Genomic DNA, 15,094 nt, shown 5'->3' on the forward strand with positions numbered 1-15,094 from the left:
GTCACCTCCTCAAATCAGTCCGGCGTCGCGCGCCAGACGGCTCAGATTGTTATACCCCAGACGGGCGTAGGTCAGCGGATGGGCAATGGCTGGATCCTGCTCCGCCTCCACCACCAGCCAGCCGTGATAGTCCTGCGCCTTCAGCAGCTGCATAATCGGCGGATAATCCACGCAGCCGTCGCCCGGCACCGTAAACACGCCGCTCAGTACCGCATCAAGGAAGCTGGTTTTACGGTTTTTCACATCCGCCAGCACGTCGGCACGCACGTCTTTGCAGTGAACGTGGTTGATACGCGACGCCCAGCGCTGCGCCACCGCCAGCGGATCGGCCCCGGCAAAGGTCAGGTGACCGGTGTCCAGCAGCAACCCAACCTCTTCGCCGGTGTGGGTCATCAAGTTGTCCACGTCGTCGGCGGACTCAATCACCGTGCCCATATGGTGATGGTAGGCAATCTGCACGCCCTGCTGCTGGGTGTAGCGGGCAAATTCGGTAAGCTTCTCGCCGTACTCCTTCCAGCGCGCCTGCGGGAAGCGCGGGCGCAGGTGCACCGGGGTCTGCTGCTCGCCGTGAATGCAGCCGCTCACTTCCGCAAAGACCAGCACCTTCGCCCCCAGCTCGCGCAGGAGCGTCAGGTGGGACTGCACGGCGGCGATCTCCTCCTCCACGCTGCGCTCCAGCAGGCGGCCGGAATACCAGCCGGAGACCAGCTGCAGGTCGTGGCGCTGCAGGATGGGGCCGAGCAGGCGCGCTTCGCGCGGGAACTTATTGCCCAGCTCGAAACCGGCAAAACCGGCCTCTTTACCTTCGCTCAGGCAGGTCTCCAGCGACGTCTCCGCGCCGAGTGAAGGCAGATCGTCGTTCGTCCACGTCAGCGGGTTAATGCCCAGTTGTACACTCATTGTCGTCTCCATTATGCGTGTCCGCGCTCGCGCCACCAGGCGATAAGCTGCAGGTAGTTGTCCCGGATGCGCGCTACCAGCTGCGCATCGTCAATATCGTGCTTCAGCCACGCGCGGGAGGCATCGCCGAACAGCGTGCGCCCTACGGCGAAGCCTTTTACTACCGTCTGCCCCGCTGCGGCCCTGAAGTCGGCGCGCAGCTGTTCCGCCGGAGCGTCCAGGCCGAGGATCACCACCCCGCGGCAGTGCGGGTCCCGGCGTTCGATAATCTCGCCGAGCGCCGTCCAGCCCTCGGCGGAAAGCGGCGGCAGTTTCCACCAGTCGGGATAAATGCCGAGGTTGTAGAAGCGGGAAATGGCGCGCAGGTAGAGCTCGTCGCTACGCGGCATGCTGGCAGGCAGGATCACCTCCAGCAGCAGCTCGTGCCCAGACTGACAGCAGGCGTGATACACCTCGGCAATTTTCTGCTCCTGCTCCAGTCGCAGGCCGTGAGCGTCTTCCGGATGGAAAAAGACCAGGCACTTCACCACGTGCTCCTGCGGCCAGCTGATGAGCTGGGTGCCGATGTTGCCATGCTCCATCTCCAGCGGACGCGAGCCCGGCAGCTCAATGGGGCGACCAATCCACCACCCCTCGCCGGTGATGGCGTTCAGCGCGTCCTGACCAAAGGTGCCGTCGCACAGCAGGCCGGCTTTGCCCTCCAGCCCGGCACGGCTCGCCGCCTCGCGGCTGGCCTGCAGGATCAGCTGCTTCAGCGCCGGAATGCGCCCGATCGACGCGCCGCACTGCAGCGCCATATCCTCAAGCTGACTGCGGTGATCGAAGGCCATCACGCACAGCTCCGGCCACTCGCGGCGGCGGGTGGTCACCCGGTGGAGGTGGTTCAGACGCGGGTCGAGGTCCGGGCGCGGCACATCCGCAGCGCGGGAGAGATAGTCATCCAGCTCGATTTTGCTCGGCATCGCCGGGGCGCAGCCGTGGCGCGAGACCACCAGCGCGCCGCAGGCGTTGGCATAGCGGCACGCCTGCTCCCAGCCCTCGTCGTTCAGGTAGCCGCGCAGCAGGCCGGACATAAACGCATCTCCCGCGCCGAGGACGTTCAGCACCTCCACGCGCACGCCGGTCACCGTCAGGCCGTCGTCCAGCCGGGGCGGAATGGCGTCGGTATAGACCGAGCAGCCGAGGGCGCCGCGCTTGCAGACCAGCGTTGCGTCACTCACGACACGCACCTGCCCCAGCGCCTGCAGGGTCTCCGTGCTGCCGCCCGCAATGTGAAACTCCTCCTCGGTGCCGACAATGACGTCGAAGAGGTGCAGCACCTCCTGCAGCTCGCGGGTGACCTTATCGGCGGCGATAAAGCGCGTTTCACCGTCGCCTAAGGAGGTCAGCCCCCACAGCACCGGACGGTAGTCGATGTCCAGCACCGTGCGCACGCCGTGACGGCGGGCATAGCCCAGCGCCGTCAGCACCGCCTCGCGGGTCTGAGGATGAGAAAGGTGAGTCCCGGTGATGGCAAGACAACGTGCGGAGGCAATGTAGCTTTCGTCCACATCGCTGGCCGTAATGGCCATATCCGCGCAGTTATCGCGATAAAAAATCAGAGGAAAGGTGTCCCGGTCTTTAATGCCGAGTAGCACCAGCGCCGTGAGGCGGTCTTTATCGGTGATCAGATGGCTGGTATCACAGCCCACCTGGTTAAGCTCTTCCCGCAGGAAGCGGCCCATATGTTCATCGCCGACGCGCGCCAGCATCGACGAGCGCAGGCCCTGGCGTGCGGTGCCGTACGCCACGTTGCCGGACGAGCCGCCGAGGTATTTGGCAAAGCTCGACACATCCTCCAGACGGGCACCAATCTGCTGACTGTAGAGGTCTACCGCCACGCGGCCCATGCATATCACATCAAACTGCTTTTCCACGTTGATACCTCATCAGACAATGTCGTTCACGTTCAGCCAGCGGCCTTCCTGGTGCGAGAGCGCGATCGCGTCCAGCACGCGCGACACCTTCCAGCCCTCTTCGAAGTCCGGCCACATCGGCACGTCGGCGGCAATCCCGTCCACCAGATCGCGCACCTCCACCGTTTTTTGATCGTTAAAGCCTATCCCGTGGCCTGCGCCCATGCAGAACGCGGCGTAGTCGGGGTGTGCAGGGCCGACGAGTAAGGTGCGGAATCCCTGACGGTTAACCGGATCGTCATGCAGATAGAGCTTCAGCTCCGCCATGCGCTCCTGGGTGAAGCTGATGGCGCCTTTCGTGCCGGTAATGACGTACGACAGCCCCATCTTGCGGCCGCAGGCGACGCGGGAGGTTTCAATCACGCCCTGCGCCCCGCCCGCGAAGCGCACCATCGCGTGGGCCTGATCCTCGTTTTCGACGGCAACCATGTCCGACGAGCCGGCCTTCGCCGGGCGTTCCGGGACCACGATCTTCAGGTCGCCGCAGACCTGCTCAATCTCCCCAACCAGGTACTGGGCCATATTGACGATATGCGCCGCGAGGTCGCCCAGCGCCCCCAGCCCGGCGGTCTCTTTGAAGCAGTGCCAGTGAATGGGCGAGCGCGGGTCGGCCATATAGTCTTCGTTGTGGGTGCCGTAGAAGTGGATCACCTCGCCAATCTCGCCGCGGGCAATAATTTCCTTCGCCAGCTGTGCCGTCGGGTTTTTCATGTAGTTGAACCCCACCAGCGTTTTGACCCCGGCCCGCTTCGCGGCGTCGACCATCTCACGCGCGTCGTGGGCGTTCAGCGCCAGCGGCTTCTCCGAGTAGACGTGCTTGCCGTGGCGGATCGCCTCCAGCGCCATCTCTTTATGCAGATGGTTGGGTGAGCAAATATCCACCACGTCAATCGCCGGGTCGGCCACCAGCGCCCGCCAGTCGCCGGTGGAGCGGTTGAAGCCAAACGCCTGCGCGCGCGCTGCCGCCAGCTCCGGCGTGACTTCGGCCACCATCTCGCGCACCAGCCTGCCGCGCAGGTTGAACACCGTCGGGGCCTGGGCATAGGCGATAGCGTGCGCCTTGCCGATATATCCGGTGCCAATCAATCCAATACGAACCTCTTTCATCGTGATCCTCACAGTGCGCCGCGACGGCTCTTGGCGTAGGTATCAAACGCCACCGCCAGAACGATAATTAATCCGGTGATAATCTGCTGGTAGTAGGCCGAGACGTTCATCAGCACCAGGCCGTTAATCAGAATCCCCATGATGATGGAGCCAATAATGGTTCCGCCGATGCGCCCGTAGCCGCCCATCAGCGAGGTGCCGCCAATCACCACCGAGGCGATGACGCGCAGCTCAAAGGAGATCCCGGCCACCGCCTCGGCGCTCCCCAGACGCGCGCTCAGAATGAAGCCCGCCAGCCCCGCCAGGCAGCCAATCAGCACGTAGACGCTGACCAGCACGCGCTTGACGTTCACCCCCGCCAGGCGCGCCGCCTCCGGGTTACCGCCGATGGCGTAGACGAAGCGGCCCCAGCGGGTTTTATGCAGCGCCAGATAGCCGCCGAGGGCGACGATGGCGAAGATCCAGATCGGAATGGAGATGCCGAGCAGCTCCCCGCGCCCCCACCAGCGGTAGCCCTGATCGAAACCGGCAATCGGCGCGCCGTCGTTGATCACCAGCGTCAGGCCGCGCCAGATGGTCATCCCGCCGAGGGTCACGATGAACGGCGGCAGGCGCAGGCGGGTCACGCCCAGACCGTGCAGGAAGCCAATCGCCGTGCCCATCGCCAGGCAAATCCCCAGCCCAATCAGCCAGCTCATACCGCCCCAGGCGTTCGGGTCGACGGTGGTGAAGTTGTCGCCCTTGATCACGTACGCCGCGGTCATGGCGCAGACCGCCAGAATGGAGCCCACGGAGAGGTCAATCCCGGCAGTCAGGATGACAAAGGTCATCCCCACGGCCATGATCCCGTAGATGGAGACTTCGGTCAGGATGTTGAAAATATTGCGTTCAGAGAAAAAATTACTGTTCTGCGACTGGAAGAAGATCAGCAGCAGGATCATGAAAATCAGGACCCCGAAGCGCTCGAAGAAGGCGATGGGATCGATGCGTCCGGCGCGTTTGACCGGGGCCTGCGTTTTAGAAATCATCTGCGTCATGAGAAACTCCGTTATGCCGCGTTCAGGGCGTTGTGGTTGATGGCCATCATCGTCATCAGCCGTTCTTCGTTAGCGTCGTCACCGTGGATCTCGCCGGTCACTCGCCCTTCGCTGAGGGTGATGATCCGGTCTGACACCGCCATCACTTCAGGCAGATCGGAGGAGATCACGATCACCGCCACGCCCTTTTTCGCCATGTCAAACAGCACCTGGTGCACTTCCGATTTGGTCCCCACGTCGATGCCGCGCGTCGGCTCATCAACGATCAGCACCCGCGGGTTGAGCGCCATGCAGCGCGCGAGGATCACTTTTTGCTGGTTACCGCCGGAGAGCTTGCGCACCTCCTGCGCGCTGTTGACCATTTTGATCTGCAGCGCCTTGCGGTAGGACTCGATCAGATCGTCCTCTTTGCGGGTGTTCACGAACCAGCGCCACTGCAGCAGCGAGGAGAGGCAGGAGAGCGACAGGTTGTCGCGAATCGACAGTCCCAGCACCGCCCCCTCTTTTTTGCGGTCTTCCGGTACCAGCGCCACACCCTGGTCGAGGGCATAGAGCGGGTCGCGCGGCTGGTACGGTACGCCGTCCAGCTCAAAGCTCCCGGCGGTAAACGCGTCTGCGCCAAACAGGCAGCGCGCCACCTCGGTGCGTCCCGCGCCCACCAGTCCGGCAATGCCTAAGACCTCCCCGGCGTGAACGTGGAAGCTGATGTCGTGCAGGGCGATGCCGTGCGGATCCAGCGGCGGTTTTTCGCGGCTCAGCCCCTTCACCGCCAGGCGGACGGGTTTGTCCTCATGATGGGTTTCGCTGGCGGGACGGCGATTAAAGGCCACGTCGCGCCCGACCATCAGGCGGATCAGTTGTTCGACGTTGGTCTCCGCCACCGCGCCGGTGCCGGTGAAACGGCCGTCCTGGAAAACGGTGAAGCGGTCGCAGAGCTGGAAAACTTCGTGCAGGCGGTGGGTGACATAGATAATGCTCACGCCACGGTTTTTAAGCTCGCGCACCACGCGGTGCAGGCTTTCCACCTCGCTGTCGCTCAGCGCGGCGGAAGGTTCGTCCATAATGATTAGCCGGGCGTTGAGGGTCAGCGCCCGGGCGATCTCCACCATCTGCTGCTGGGCAACGCTCAGGCGGGCGACCGGGGTGGTCGGTGCAACGTTCAGCTGCAGATAGTCGAGAATGACCTGCGCCTCCTGATTGACCGCCTTTTCGTCGACGATCAGGTTACGTTTACGCGGCTCTCGCCCGAGAAACATGTTTTCCGCGACGGTCATGTTGGGCAGCAGGTTGAATTCCTGATAGATGGTGATAATGCCCTTGTTCTGCCGTTCCACCGGGGAGTCGTCCACCGGCAGCGTTTCGCCGTTGAACCAGATCTCCCCGCGGGTTTGCGGCTGCGCCCCTGCGAGCGCCTTCAGCAGCGTGGATTTACCCGCCCCGTTTTCCCCCAGCAGGGCGTGGATCTCGCCCGCGCCGACGGTCAACTGGGCGCTGCTTAACGCCCAGACGCCGGAAAAGCTTTTTGCCAGGTCGGTCACTTTCAGTAAGGGTTGCGACATCGGTCTGCTCCTCCTTTAGAGTGAGCCGCCGCGCCAGCGGCGGCTGCGGATAAATCAGTTACCGGCCTCACCGATACGCTCAGCCTGCTGCAGGTTCTCTTTGGTGATCAGCGTCGGCGGGTAGTCGGCCCCGGTGATGGCTTTTTTCTCGCGCACGTTGGCCACCAGCTGGCTCATCGCCGTCTGCACCGCAAAGCCCGGACGCTGATCCGCCGTCACCGCCAGCCAGCCGTCGCGCACGCGGGCCAGCGCTTCCGGTACCGCATCAAAGCCGGTGACCAGAATTTCGCCCGGCTTCACGCCCTGGCTCTGCAGCGCTTCAATCGCCCCCAGCGCCATGTCGTCGTTGGCGGAGAGGATCACCTGAGGACGTTTCGGCAGCGAGGGCAGCACGCTTTCCACGATGCGCATCCCTTCAGAACGCATCCAGTTGCCGGTCTGATCGGCGACGATCTTGTACTTATCGCCACCCGCCTTCAGGCTGTCGCGGATCCCTTTAGTGCGTTCGATGTTAGAGGAGGAGCCCGGCTGGCCGGTCAGCAGAATGATCTCCGCCCCGTCGGGGAATTTGGTTTTGACGAAGTCGCCAATCGCCTGGCCGCCTTTGTAGTTGTTGGCGCCAAAGTGCGGCACCTTCTTCTGGCTGTCGACGGAGCGGTCAAGGGTGACCACCGGCAGCTTCGCATCCTGAATTTCATCCACCGCGCTGGAGACCGCGTTCACGTCGTTCGGGGAGACGATAAAGCCCTGCGCGCCGCGGGTGATGGCGTTTTCCAGGTCAGCCACCTGCTTCGGTGAACTGCCCTGCCCGTCCAGCACCTGAAGCTTCACGCCCATCTCTTTTGCGGCTTTTACCGCCGTGCGCTGCATGTGAACTTCAAACGGCATGGCCAGGTTTGGCGTACTGAAAACAATTTGCTCGTTTTCGGCGAGGGCGGCCCCGGACGTCATGGCGATGAGGGCGGCTACGATCAGTTTTTTCATTATTATGTCTCTCTGTGTAGGGTTGTGGTGTTTAGAGGACGATCTCGCGCTGGCTGCGCAGTGACTCCAGCGCTTTATCCGCAAGGTACAGCGCACGTTCACCATCATCGCCGCTGCAGTCAGGCACCGCTTCGCCGCGCAGGACCGCGACAAAGTGTTCCCATTCCGCGGCGTAAGCGGATTTGTAGCGCTGCAGGAAGAAGTGTTCCGGCAGCGCGCTGGTGCAGCCCTGTTTGCCGTAGTGCTGCACCTGGTTTTCCAGAATGTTGCCCGCGCACAGCAGCCCTTCGGAGCCGTGCAGCTCCAGGCGCTGGTCGTAGCCGTAAGATGAGCGGCGGCTGTTGACGATGGTTGCCATCGCGCCGGAAGCGTATTTCAGAACGATAAACGCGGTATCGATATCCCCCGCCTCGCCAATCGCCGGATCCACCAGGTTGCTGCCCTGGGCATACACCGACACCGGCTCTTCGCCCATGATGAAGCGGGCCATGTCAAAATCGTGAATGGTCATATCGCGGAACATGCCGCCGGAGACGCGCACGTACTCCGCAGGGGGTGGAGACGGGTCGCGGGAGATGATCAGCAGCGATTCCGGCTTGCCGATGCGCCCGGCCTGCACGTCGGTTTTCACGCGGCGGAACTGCGGGTCAAAGCGGCGGTTAAAGCCGATAAACAGCGGCACGTCGTACTCTTTGACCACCTTCAGGCAGTCGCGCACGCGGGCGAGGTCAAGGTGGACCGGCTTTTCACAGAAGATGGCCTTGCCGTGGCGGGCGGCCATTTCAATCAGGTCCGCGTGGGTATCGGTCGCGGAGGCGATCAGCACGGCGTGAACGTTAGGGTCGGTCATCGCTTCAGTCAGGCTCTGCTGGCGGGCCTGATACTGCGTGGCGAGGCGGGTGGCAAATTCCTGATTCGGGTCAACCACGGACCAGAGCGTGGTCGCGCCGTGGCTGGCGATGTTAGCTGCATGTACCTGGCCAATTCGGCCAGCGCCCAGTAAAGCAATGTTAAACATAACGGCTCCCGGTGTTGGTGAATGCTGTGAACTAACGACTCTATAAATAAAACATTTATTTCATTTTTATAAATAGTGAAAATTATGTTTTTGAGTGTGGGTTAACACTTTTGAGATGAATGAGATAAATTTTGTTATCAATCTCACAACATGGGAGGACATACAGCAGCCCAACTCACCCCGGCCCTCTCCCTAAAGGGGCGAGGGAGAAAAGAGTGCACCACACCATCCCCTCTCCCCTTTGGGGAGAGGGTTAGGGTGAGGGGAAAATGAAATGAAAATTTCGTTACGACGGAAAAAATTAATACTGACGGGCTTTTTTCACCTGCGCCTGCGTTTGCTCCGCGGCTTCACGCACGGCAGACGATTCCGCCACCTGCGCATCACCGGTTCGCCACCATGAGGCGTAGTCGTGGGTCATGGTCTTCGGCAGTACCTTGATGTCCAGCAGCGTGGGGCCTGGATGCGCGCGGGACGCCTCCAGCGCCGCCAGCAGGGTTTGCTCGTCGTGCACCCGCCACGCGCGGCAGCCGTAGCTCTGCGCATTTTGCGCGAAGTCGACCTTCACCAGCGGACCGTCAAGCCGTCCGGTTTCCGGATTGCGATGGCGGTTTTCCGTGCCAAAGCTGCCCATGCCGTGCCCCATCTGCAGGTTGTTAATGCAGCCGAAGCTGGCGTTATCAAACAGCAGAACGGTGACCTTAATGCCCTCCTGAACGGCGGTTTGCAGCTCGGAGTGCAGCATCATGTAGGAGCCATCCCCCACCATGGCGTATACCGGCTGCCCGGGTCGGGCAAGCTTCGCGCCGAGGGCTGCCGCAATCTCATAGCCCATGCAGGAGTAGCCGTACTCCAGGTGATAGCTGTCCGGCGTTTTGACCTGCCAGAGGCGCTGTAAATCGCCCGGCAGCGAACCGGCCGCGCCCACCACGATGGCGTTATCTTCAATATGCTGGTTGATCAGCCCCAGCACCCGCGTCTGGGTCAGGCGTGTATTGAGCGTCTCGCCATACTCCGCCAGCTGCACGTCCAGGTGCCCCGCCACTTCGGGCGCGTCGTCCGGACGCCACTGGCGATCCCACAGGCGACGGCACTCGTCGCGCCAGGCGGATTTCGCCTCAGCGATCGCCTCTCCCCAGCCGCTGCGGTAATCACCAAGCGCGTGGGTCAATGCCTCGAGCCCGGTTTGAGCGTCGGCAATCAGCGCCGTGGCGTCCAGCTTCAGGGCATCAAACTCAGCCACGTTCAGCAGCAGAAATTCGACATCCGGATGGGAAAAGAGCGCCTTGGAGCCGGTGGTAAAGTCGGTAAGACGTGTCCCTACGCCAATCACTAAATCAGCCTGCGGCGCGAGCTGGTTGGCCGCCATTCCGCCCGTCACCCCTACGCCACCGAGGTTAAGTGGGTGGTCACTTACCAGCGCCCCCTTTCCGGCCTGGGTTTCGGCAAACGGCAGCTGCAGCGTCTCGACAAAGTCGCGAAACGCCTCATGTGCGCCGGAATAGCGCACCCCGCCGCCGCACACCACCAGCGGGCGATGCTTACGGGCGATCAGTGCGCGCGCCTGCGCCAGACGCTGCGGATCGGGCGGACGACGCTCGATGTGGTGCACGCGACGCGCGAAGAAGCTCAGCGGATAATCCCACGCTTCCCCCTGCACGTCCTGTGGCAGGCAAATCGTCACCGCACCGGTATCTGCCGGGTCAGTAAGCGTTCGCATCGCGCTGAGCATCGCGCTCATCAGCTGCTCGGGGCGGTTAATGCGGTCCCAGTAGCGGGAGACCGGACGGAAACAGTCGTTGGTGCTGATGCTGAGGTCGTGATACTGCTCAATCTGCTGCAGCACCGGGTCCGGCTGGCGGCTGGCGTAGATATCGCCCGGGAGCAGCAGCAGCGGGATGCGGTTCGCCGTGGCGGTTGCCGCCGCCGTGACCATATTGGCGGCGCCCGGCCCGACGGAGGAGGTGACGGCAAAGATGCGCTGACGACGGTGCTGTTTGGCAAATCCCGTCGCCATATGGGCGATGCCTTGCTCGTTGCAGCCCTGCATCACCTGCAGATGGCCGGGATCCTGCTCCAGCGCCTGGCCGATACCCAGCACGTTGCCGTGCCCAAAGATGGTGGCGACGCCCTCCACGAAGGGCGTCTCGTGGCCATCCACGCTAACGTACTGTTGATTAAGGAACCGGACCAGCGCCTGAGCCATGGTCATACGTTCGGTTTGCATAACGCCTCCTGTCAGCCCAGCGTCGGCATGGAGAACGCAGCGCCTGTCTCCTGCTGCATTTCCGGCCAGCGCGCGGTGATGGTTTTCATTCGGGTGTAGAAACGCACGCCGTCGTTGCCGTGGACGTTGAGCGCCCCAAAGATGGAACGCTTCCAGCCGCCGAAACTGTGGAATGCCATCGGCACCGGGATTGGCACGTTGACCCCCACCATGCCCGCCTGCACCTCTTCGCAGAAGCGACGCGCGCAGCCGCCGTCGCGGGTGAAGATTGCCGAGCCATTACCATATTCATGGCGGTTAATCAGGTCCACCGCGCTGGCGTAATCTGCTACGCGCACCACAGAAAGCACCGGGCCGAAAATTTCTTCTTTATAGATGGTCATCTCCGGGGTGACGTTATCGAACAGCGTCGGCCCGACGAAATAGCCCTGCTCGTGGCCCTTCACGATGAAGCCGCGGCCGTCCACGCGCAGTTTCGCTCCCTGCGCTTCCCCACTGTCGATGTAGCCCATCACCTTTCTGCGGTGCGCGGAGGAGATGAGCGGCCCCATTTCGTTTTCCGGCGACTGGTCGAGCCCCGGTCCGACGCGCAGCGCGGCAATCTGTTTTTCGAGCCGGGCGCAGAGGTCATCGGCGGTGTTATCCCCCACTGCCAGCACCACCGAGAGCGCCATGCAGCGCTCGCCCGCCGCGCCGTAGGCCGCGCCCATGATGGCGTTGGTCGCCATCTCCATGTCGGCATCCGGCATTAAAATGCAGTGGTTTTTCGCACCGCCCAGCGCCTGGCAGCGCTTACCGTGGGCGGACGCGGTCTGGTAAATGTATTCCGCAATCGGCGTGGAGCCGACAAAGCTCACCGCCTGCACGCGCGGGTCGGTCAGGAGCACGTCAACGGACTCTTTATCGCCCTGCACCACGTTGAAGACGCCGTCCGGCAGGCCGGCCTCTTTCAGCAGCTGCGCCAGCGCGAGCGCCAGAGAAGGGTCTTTTTCCGACGGTTTCAGCACGAAGGTATTCCCGGTCGCCAGCGCAATCGGGAACATCCACATCGGCACCATCGCCGGGAAGTTAAACGGCGTGATCCCGGCGCAGACGCCGAGCGGCTGCATCAGCGAGTGGCTGTCGACGCCGGTCCCGACGTTCGCCGAGTGTTCGCCCTTTTGCAGATGCGGAATACCGCAGGCAAACTCCACCACTTCCAGGCCGCGGGTCAGTTCGCCCACCGCGTCGGAGAAGACCTTGCCGTGCTCTTCGCTGATGAGGCGGGCCAGGCGATCCATGTTCTCTTCCAGCAGCGCTTTGAAGCGGAACATCACGCGCGCGCGCTTAAGCGGAGCATGACGCGCCCACGCCGGAAACGCCTGCTGCGCGGCGGCGATCGCCTGCTCCGTTTCCTGTGCCGTACTCATCACCACCTGGCGGATCTGCTCGCCGGTGGCCGGGTTGAAGATCGCCTGAACGCGCTGGCCTGAACCGGTGACACATTCGCCGTGAATAAAATTCGCTACCGTCTCCATCCTTAACCTCTCGCTGTTGATACGTGACTGTGACCTGAACACTGTGTACTGACCACTATATATGAAACAAATATTCCATTTTAAGTTGAAATAAAATAAATGATGATTATTGTGATCAAGGATGGATTTTTATGTTAACAGCCAGCATCACTGACGCCGCGTGCGCTATTAAGGGATTTCGGGCGAGGAAATGACTGAAGCTTCTGTTTCATTTTTGCTGCCAGATGGATGGCCGACATTTAAAAGACGCGGTTTTGCGTTTAGAATCATATGACTGTATTTGGGGGAAAAGATGACGACAGCAACCAGCCTGAACGAACTGCAGCAGCAAATCCGCGATCGCTACGATAGCCTGAGCAAGAGGCTGCAGCAGGTCTCCCGCTACGTGCTGGACAATACCAACAGCGTGGCGTTTGATACGGTTGCCGTCATTGCCGAGCGCGCCGACGTGCCGCCCTCGACGCTGATCCGCTTTGCTAACGCCTTTGACTTCACCGGTTTCAACGAAATGAAACAGCTGTTTCGCATGAACCTGGTGGAGGAGACCGCCAGCTACAGCGACCGCGCCCGACTGTTCCGCGAGATGGAGAGCGAGGCCGTGCCGGAAACGCCGCTCGATATCCTGCAGGAGTTTGCCCGCTCAAACGCGCAGGCGCTGCAGCAGCTGGCCGCCCGCGCCGAGCCGGAAATGCTGGAGCGCGCGGTACAGCTGCTGGCTGACGCCGACACCATCTACATCGCCGGACTGCGTCGCTCCTTTAGCGTCGCTGCGTACCTTACCTATGCACTGAGCCATCTGGAGTGCCGCCCTATCCTGCTCGACGGCATGGGCGGGATGCTGCGCGAGCAGATCAGCCGTATTAAGTCGCGCGACATTGTGGTGTCGATAAGCTTCTCGCCGTACGCGGAAGAGACGGTGATGGTCAGCGAAACCGCCGCCAGCGTTGGCGCGCGGCAGATTGTGATTACGGACAGCCAGATAAGCCCGCTGGCGACGTTCAGCGATCTCTGCTTTGTGGTGAAAGAGGCGCAGGTGGACGCGTTTCGGTCTCAGTCGGCGACGCTGTGCCTGGTGCAGTCGCTGGTGGTGGCGCTGGCGTATCGGTTGGGTGGCGGGGATAAATAGCCCACGGTACCGCTCAACAGGCCGGGTAACATAAACCCGCTACCCGGCATAATCGCCATTTCCGGTGAACATCCGCCCGATCTTAGCGGTTTTCGATCTCAGGACACTCAGGATAGCTGACCGAAGCGAGGGCATTTAGACGCTGCCCCGTAATCTGTAACACGCGCAGCAAAAGCATGATGCCGCGGCGGGTATCAGGGTCGTTGAGCATAGTAAACACCTGACGAAGCGAAATATCCCCTTCCCGGTTAACCTGCTCCCCCCACGCCATGCGTAGCGCGGTTCCCCCTTCCCAGCCGACGGTCACGACATCGTCAAAAACGCCAGCCAGTTTTTCGACCATCGCGTTATCGGCCATTTCCAGCATGTCTGCGACGACGGCAAGCAGATCAACCAGATTATTCAGACGATTGCCCGCCATAAGCGGGGCAAGGCTTTTTAGTAACTGTTCCTGGTCACTCATCAGAACATCCCCCTCACGACGCCCCAATACAGTCCACGGTTAAAACCGTTTCGCAGCATGCCGCCGAGTTTTGTCGCCGGCATGGGGGTCACGTCATTGCGATAGTCATATACCAACGGCATGCCGGCCCAGAGCCCCATCTGCGCGACGGCCTGAACCCGTCCATCATAATGGTTACCGCTTCCGGGCGGTCTGCCGTAGAGCTCCGCCACAATGTTGTCAGCAATGACGGGCGCCTGGTTGTGGCACGACCCTCCCGCTTTACTGATCGGCAGATCGACGGTATCGCCGATCACATATACCCCTTCTAAACCGTAGACGCCCAGCGTCTGGTGATCCGTCGGCAGCCAGCCTTCACCGTTCTGAACCTCGCTAAGCCCGGTATCACGCACCGCGTCGACTGCCCGGATGGGCGGCGTTGCCATCAGGATGTCGAAATTCTGTGAATCGCCCTCGGCGGAATACGCAATTTTGCTGTCAGGATCGACATGGCTTAAGGTAAAACCACGCTGATGCTGTATTCCTTTGGCGGCAAAAATATCGCCCAGCGCCTCCCCCACCGGACGTTGCAGGAACAGGCAGTTTCGCAGCAGCTGCGCGACGGTCGGATAGGTATAAACAATCTCAACCTGATTACGTACGCCACGCTGACGCAAATAGTCATCAACCATCAGCGTGGTTTCAATGGGGGCAATGCCGCACTGGTGGGGAACATTCGGTGTTTCAGGGAAAGAGACAGTAATAAATATTCGCCCCTTTTTGAGGGTGGCGAGCTTATGCGCTAATTGTCTGGCAGCCGCGTATTGATAAAAATGATCGCCCGCGTCGGCAAGGCCAGGGATTTTTTGTGTAAAAGGTGTGCAGCCGGTGGCAATAACCAGCAGATCCCAGTCGTAATGTCGCTTACTGGCCCCGTACAGTCGACGCTGCTTAAAATCGAAAGATTCAATCCTGTCGGTAATAAATTGAATTTCCGGACTCAGTAATTGCCGTTCAGGCCGGGCTAGTTCATGGTGATGGAAGAGGTTAAAGGCGACATACATAAAGGCGGGTTTGTAGTAGTGCACCGGTGATTCGGAAATCAGTACCAGCTCTACCTGACCGGCAGCAATTTCACGTCGTAATTTCCTGGCCAGCAGATTGGCAACAATGGTTCCTCCCGTGCCGCCGCCGACAATCATTATGCGGTTTTTCATTCCTT

Annotated in this window: 12 protein-coding genes; 1 reads left to right on the forward strand and 11 read right to left on the reverse strand. The window is 61.3% G+C overall.

Features of this window, described 5'->3' with window-relative positions:
- Positions 1 to 9: 9 nt before the first annotated feature.
- The 9 genes from iolE to F3J31_RS05990 form a co-directional block, all read right to left on the reverse strand.
- Positions 10 to 900, reverse strand: a complete 891-nt coding sequence (gene iolE, locus F3J31_RS05950) for a myo-inosose-2 dehydratase (protein ID WP_063622247.1) — start codon at positions 898 to 900, stop codon at positions 10 to 12.
- Positions 901 to 911: 11 nt separating this feature from the next.
- Positions 912 to 2,816 (reverse strand): 5-dehydro-2-deoxygluconokinase, encoded by a 1,905-nt coding sequence (iolC, locus tag F3J31_RS05955; protein ID WP_167211894.1) that lies wholly within the window; start codon positions 2,814 to 2,816, stop codon positions 912 to 914.
- A 12-nt stretch (positions 2,817 to 2,828) separates the two neighbouring features.
- Positions 2,829 to 3,962 carry a Gfo/Idh/MocA family oxidoreductase gene (locus tag F3J31_RS05960; RefSeq protein ID WP_167211897.1) on the reverse strand — a complete coding sequence of 378 codons (1,134 nt, stop codon included), beginning with the start codon at positions 3,960 to 3,962 and terminating at the stop codon, positions 2,829 to 2,831.
- 8 nt (positions 3,963 to 3,970) lie between these two features.
- Positions 3,971 to 4,999, reverse strand: a complete 1,029-nt coding sequence (locus F3J31_RS05965; RefSeq protein ID WP_008502116.1) for an ABC transporter permease — start codon at positions 4,997 to 4,999, stop codon at positions 3,971 to 3,973.
- Between the two features lie 11 nt (positions 5,000 to 5,010).
- Positions 5,011 to 6,558 carry a sugar ABC transporter ATP-binding protein gene (locus F3J31_RS05970; RefSeq protein WP_032675318.1) on the reverse strand — a complete coding sequence of 516 codons (1,548 nt, stop codon included), beginning with the start codon at positions 6,556 to 6,558 and terminating at the stop codon, positions 5,011 to 5,013.
- 54 nt (positions 6,559 to 6,612) lie between these two features.
- On the reverse strand, positions 6,613 to 7,542 hold the full coding sequence (locus F3J31_RS05975) for a sugar ABC transporter substrate-binding protein (protein WP_008502118.1): 930 nt from the start codon (positions 7,540 to 7,542) through the stop codon (positions 6,613 to 6,615).
- A 31-nt stretch (positions 7,543 to 7,573) separates the two neighbouring features.
- The gene (gene iolG, locus F3J31_RS05980; protein ID WP_032675319.1) at positions 7,574 to 8,560 is read right to left on the reverse strand and encodes an inositol 2-dehydrogenase; all 987 of its coding nucleotides are present in this window, start codon (positions 8,558 to 8,560) and stop codon (positions 7,574 to 7,576) included.
- Positions 8,561 to 8,861: 301 nt separating this feature from the next.
- Positions 8,862 to 10,787, reverse strand: coding sequence for a 3D-(3,5/4)-trihydroxycyclohexane-1,2-dione acylhydrolase (decyclizing) (iolD, locus tag F3J31_RS05985; protein WP_167211900.1), 1,926 nt, complete (start codon positions 10,785 to 10,787; stop codon positions 8,862 to 8,864).
- Between the two features lie 11 nt (positions 10,788 to 10,798).
- A complete protein-coding gene (locus F3J31_RS05990; protein ID WP_167211903.1) occupies positions 10,799 to 12,304 on the reverse strand; it encodes a CoA-acylating methylmalonate-semialdehyde dehydrogenase in 1,506 nt (501 codons plus the stop codon).
- A 292-nt stretch (positions 12,305 to 12,596) separates the two neighbouring features.
- Here F3J31_RS05990 and F3J31_RS05995 point away from each other — a divergent pair, with 292 nt between their 5' ends.
- Positions 12,597 to 13,430 (forward strand): MurR/RpiR family transcriptional regulator, encoded by an 834-nt coding sequence (locus F3J31_RS05995; protein ID WP_045908568.1) that lies wholly within the window; start codon positions 12,597 to 12,599, stop codon positions 13,428 to 13,430.
- 82 nt (positions 13,431 to 13,512) lie between these two features.
- Here F3J31_RS05995 and F3J31_RS06000 read toward each other — a convergent pair whose 3' ends face one another.
- Positions 13,513 to 13,893, reverse strand: a complete 381-nt coding sequence (locus F3J31_RS06000) for a DUF1641 domain-containing protein (protein WP_063616404.1) — start codon at positions 13,891 to 13,893, stop codon at positions 13,513 to 13,515.
- Positions 13,893 to 15,089: an FAD/NAD(P)-binding oxidoreductase gene (locus F3J31_RS06005; RefSeq protein ID WP_048029599.1), complete on the reverse strand. Its 1,197-nt coding sequence runs from the start codon at positions 15,087 to 15,089 to the stop codon at positions 13,893 to 13,895. The genes F3J31_RS06000 and F3J31_RS06005 overlap by 1 nt, the downstream gene beginning before the upstream one ends.
- Positions 15,090 to 15,094 lie beyond the last annotated feature (5 nt).

This window comes from Enterobacter sp. Acro-832 (assembly GCF_011752745.1).
Classification (GTDB): domain Bacteria; phylum Pseudomonadota; class Gammaproteobacteria; order Enterobacterales; family Enterobacteriaceae; genus Enterobacter; species Enterobacter quasiroggenkampii.

Excerpts from the sequence above, each read along its gene's own strand:
- iolE (WP_063622247.1), bottom strand. The coding sequence starts at position 900 with ATGAGTGTACAACTGGGCATTAACCCGCTGACGTGGACGAACGACGAT.
- F3J31_RS05960 (WP_167211897.1), bottom strand. The coding sequence starts at position 3,962 with ATGAAAGAGGTTCGTATTGGATTGATTGGCACCGGATATATCGGCAAG.
- F3J31_RS05965 (WP_008502116.1), bottom strand. The coding sequence starts at position 4,999 with ATGACGCAGATGATTTCTAAAACGCAGGCCCCGGTCAAACGCGCCGGA.
- F3J31_RS05970 (WP_032675318.1), bottom strand. The coding sequence starts at position 6,558 with ATGTCGCAACCCTTACTGAAAGTGACCGACCTGGCAAAAAGCTTTTCC.
- F3J31_RS05975 (WP_008502118.1), bottom strand. The coding sequence starts at position 7,542 with ATGAAAAAACTGATCGTAGCCGCCCTCATCGCCATGACGTCCGGGGCC.
- iolG (WP_032675319.1), bottom strand. The coding sequence starts at position 8,560 with ATGTTTAACATTGCTTTACTGGGCGCTGGCCGAATTGGCCAGGTACAT.
- iolD (WP_167211900.1), bottom strand. The coding sequence starts at position 10,787 with ATGCAAACCGAACGTATGACCATGGCTCAGGCGCTGGTCCGGTTCCTT.
- F3J31_RS05990 (WP_167211903.1), bottom strand. The coding sequence starts at position 12,304 with ATGGAGACGGTAGCGAATTTTATTCACGGCGAATGTGTCACCGGTTCA.
- F3J31_RS05995 (WP_045908568.1), top strand. The coding sequence starts at position 12,597 with ATGACGACAGCAACCAGCCTGAACGAACTGCAGCAGCAAATCCGCGAT.
- F3J31_RS06000 (WP_063616404.1), bottom strand. The coding sequence starts at position 13,893 with ATGAGTGACCAGGAACAGTTACTAAAAAGCCTTGCCCCGCTTATGGCG.
- F3J31_RS06005 (WP_048029599.1), bottom strand. The coding sequence starts at position 15,089 with ATGAAAAACCGCATAATGATTGTCGGCGGCGGCACGGGAGGAACCATT.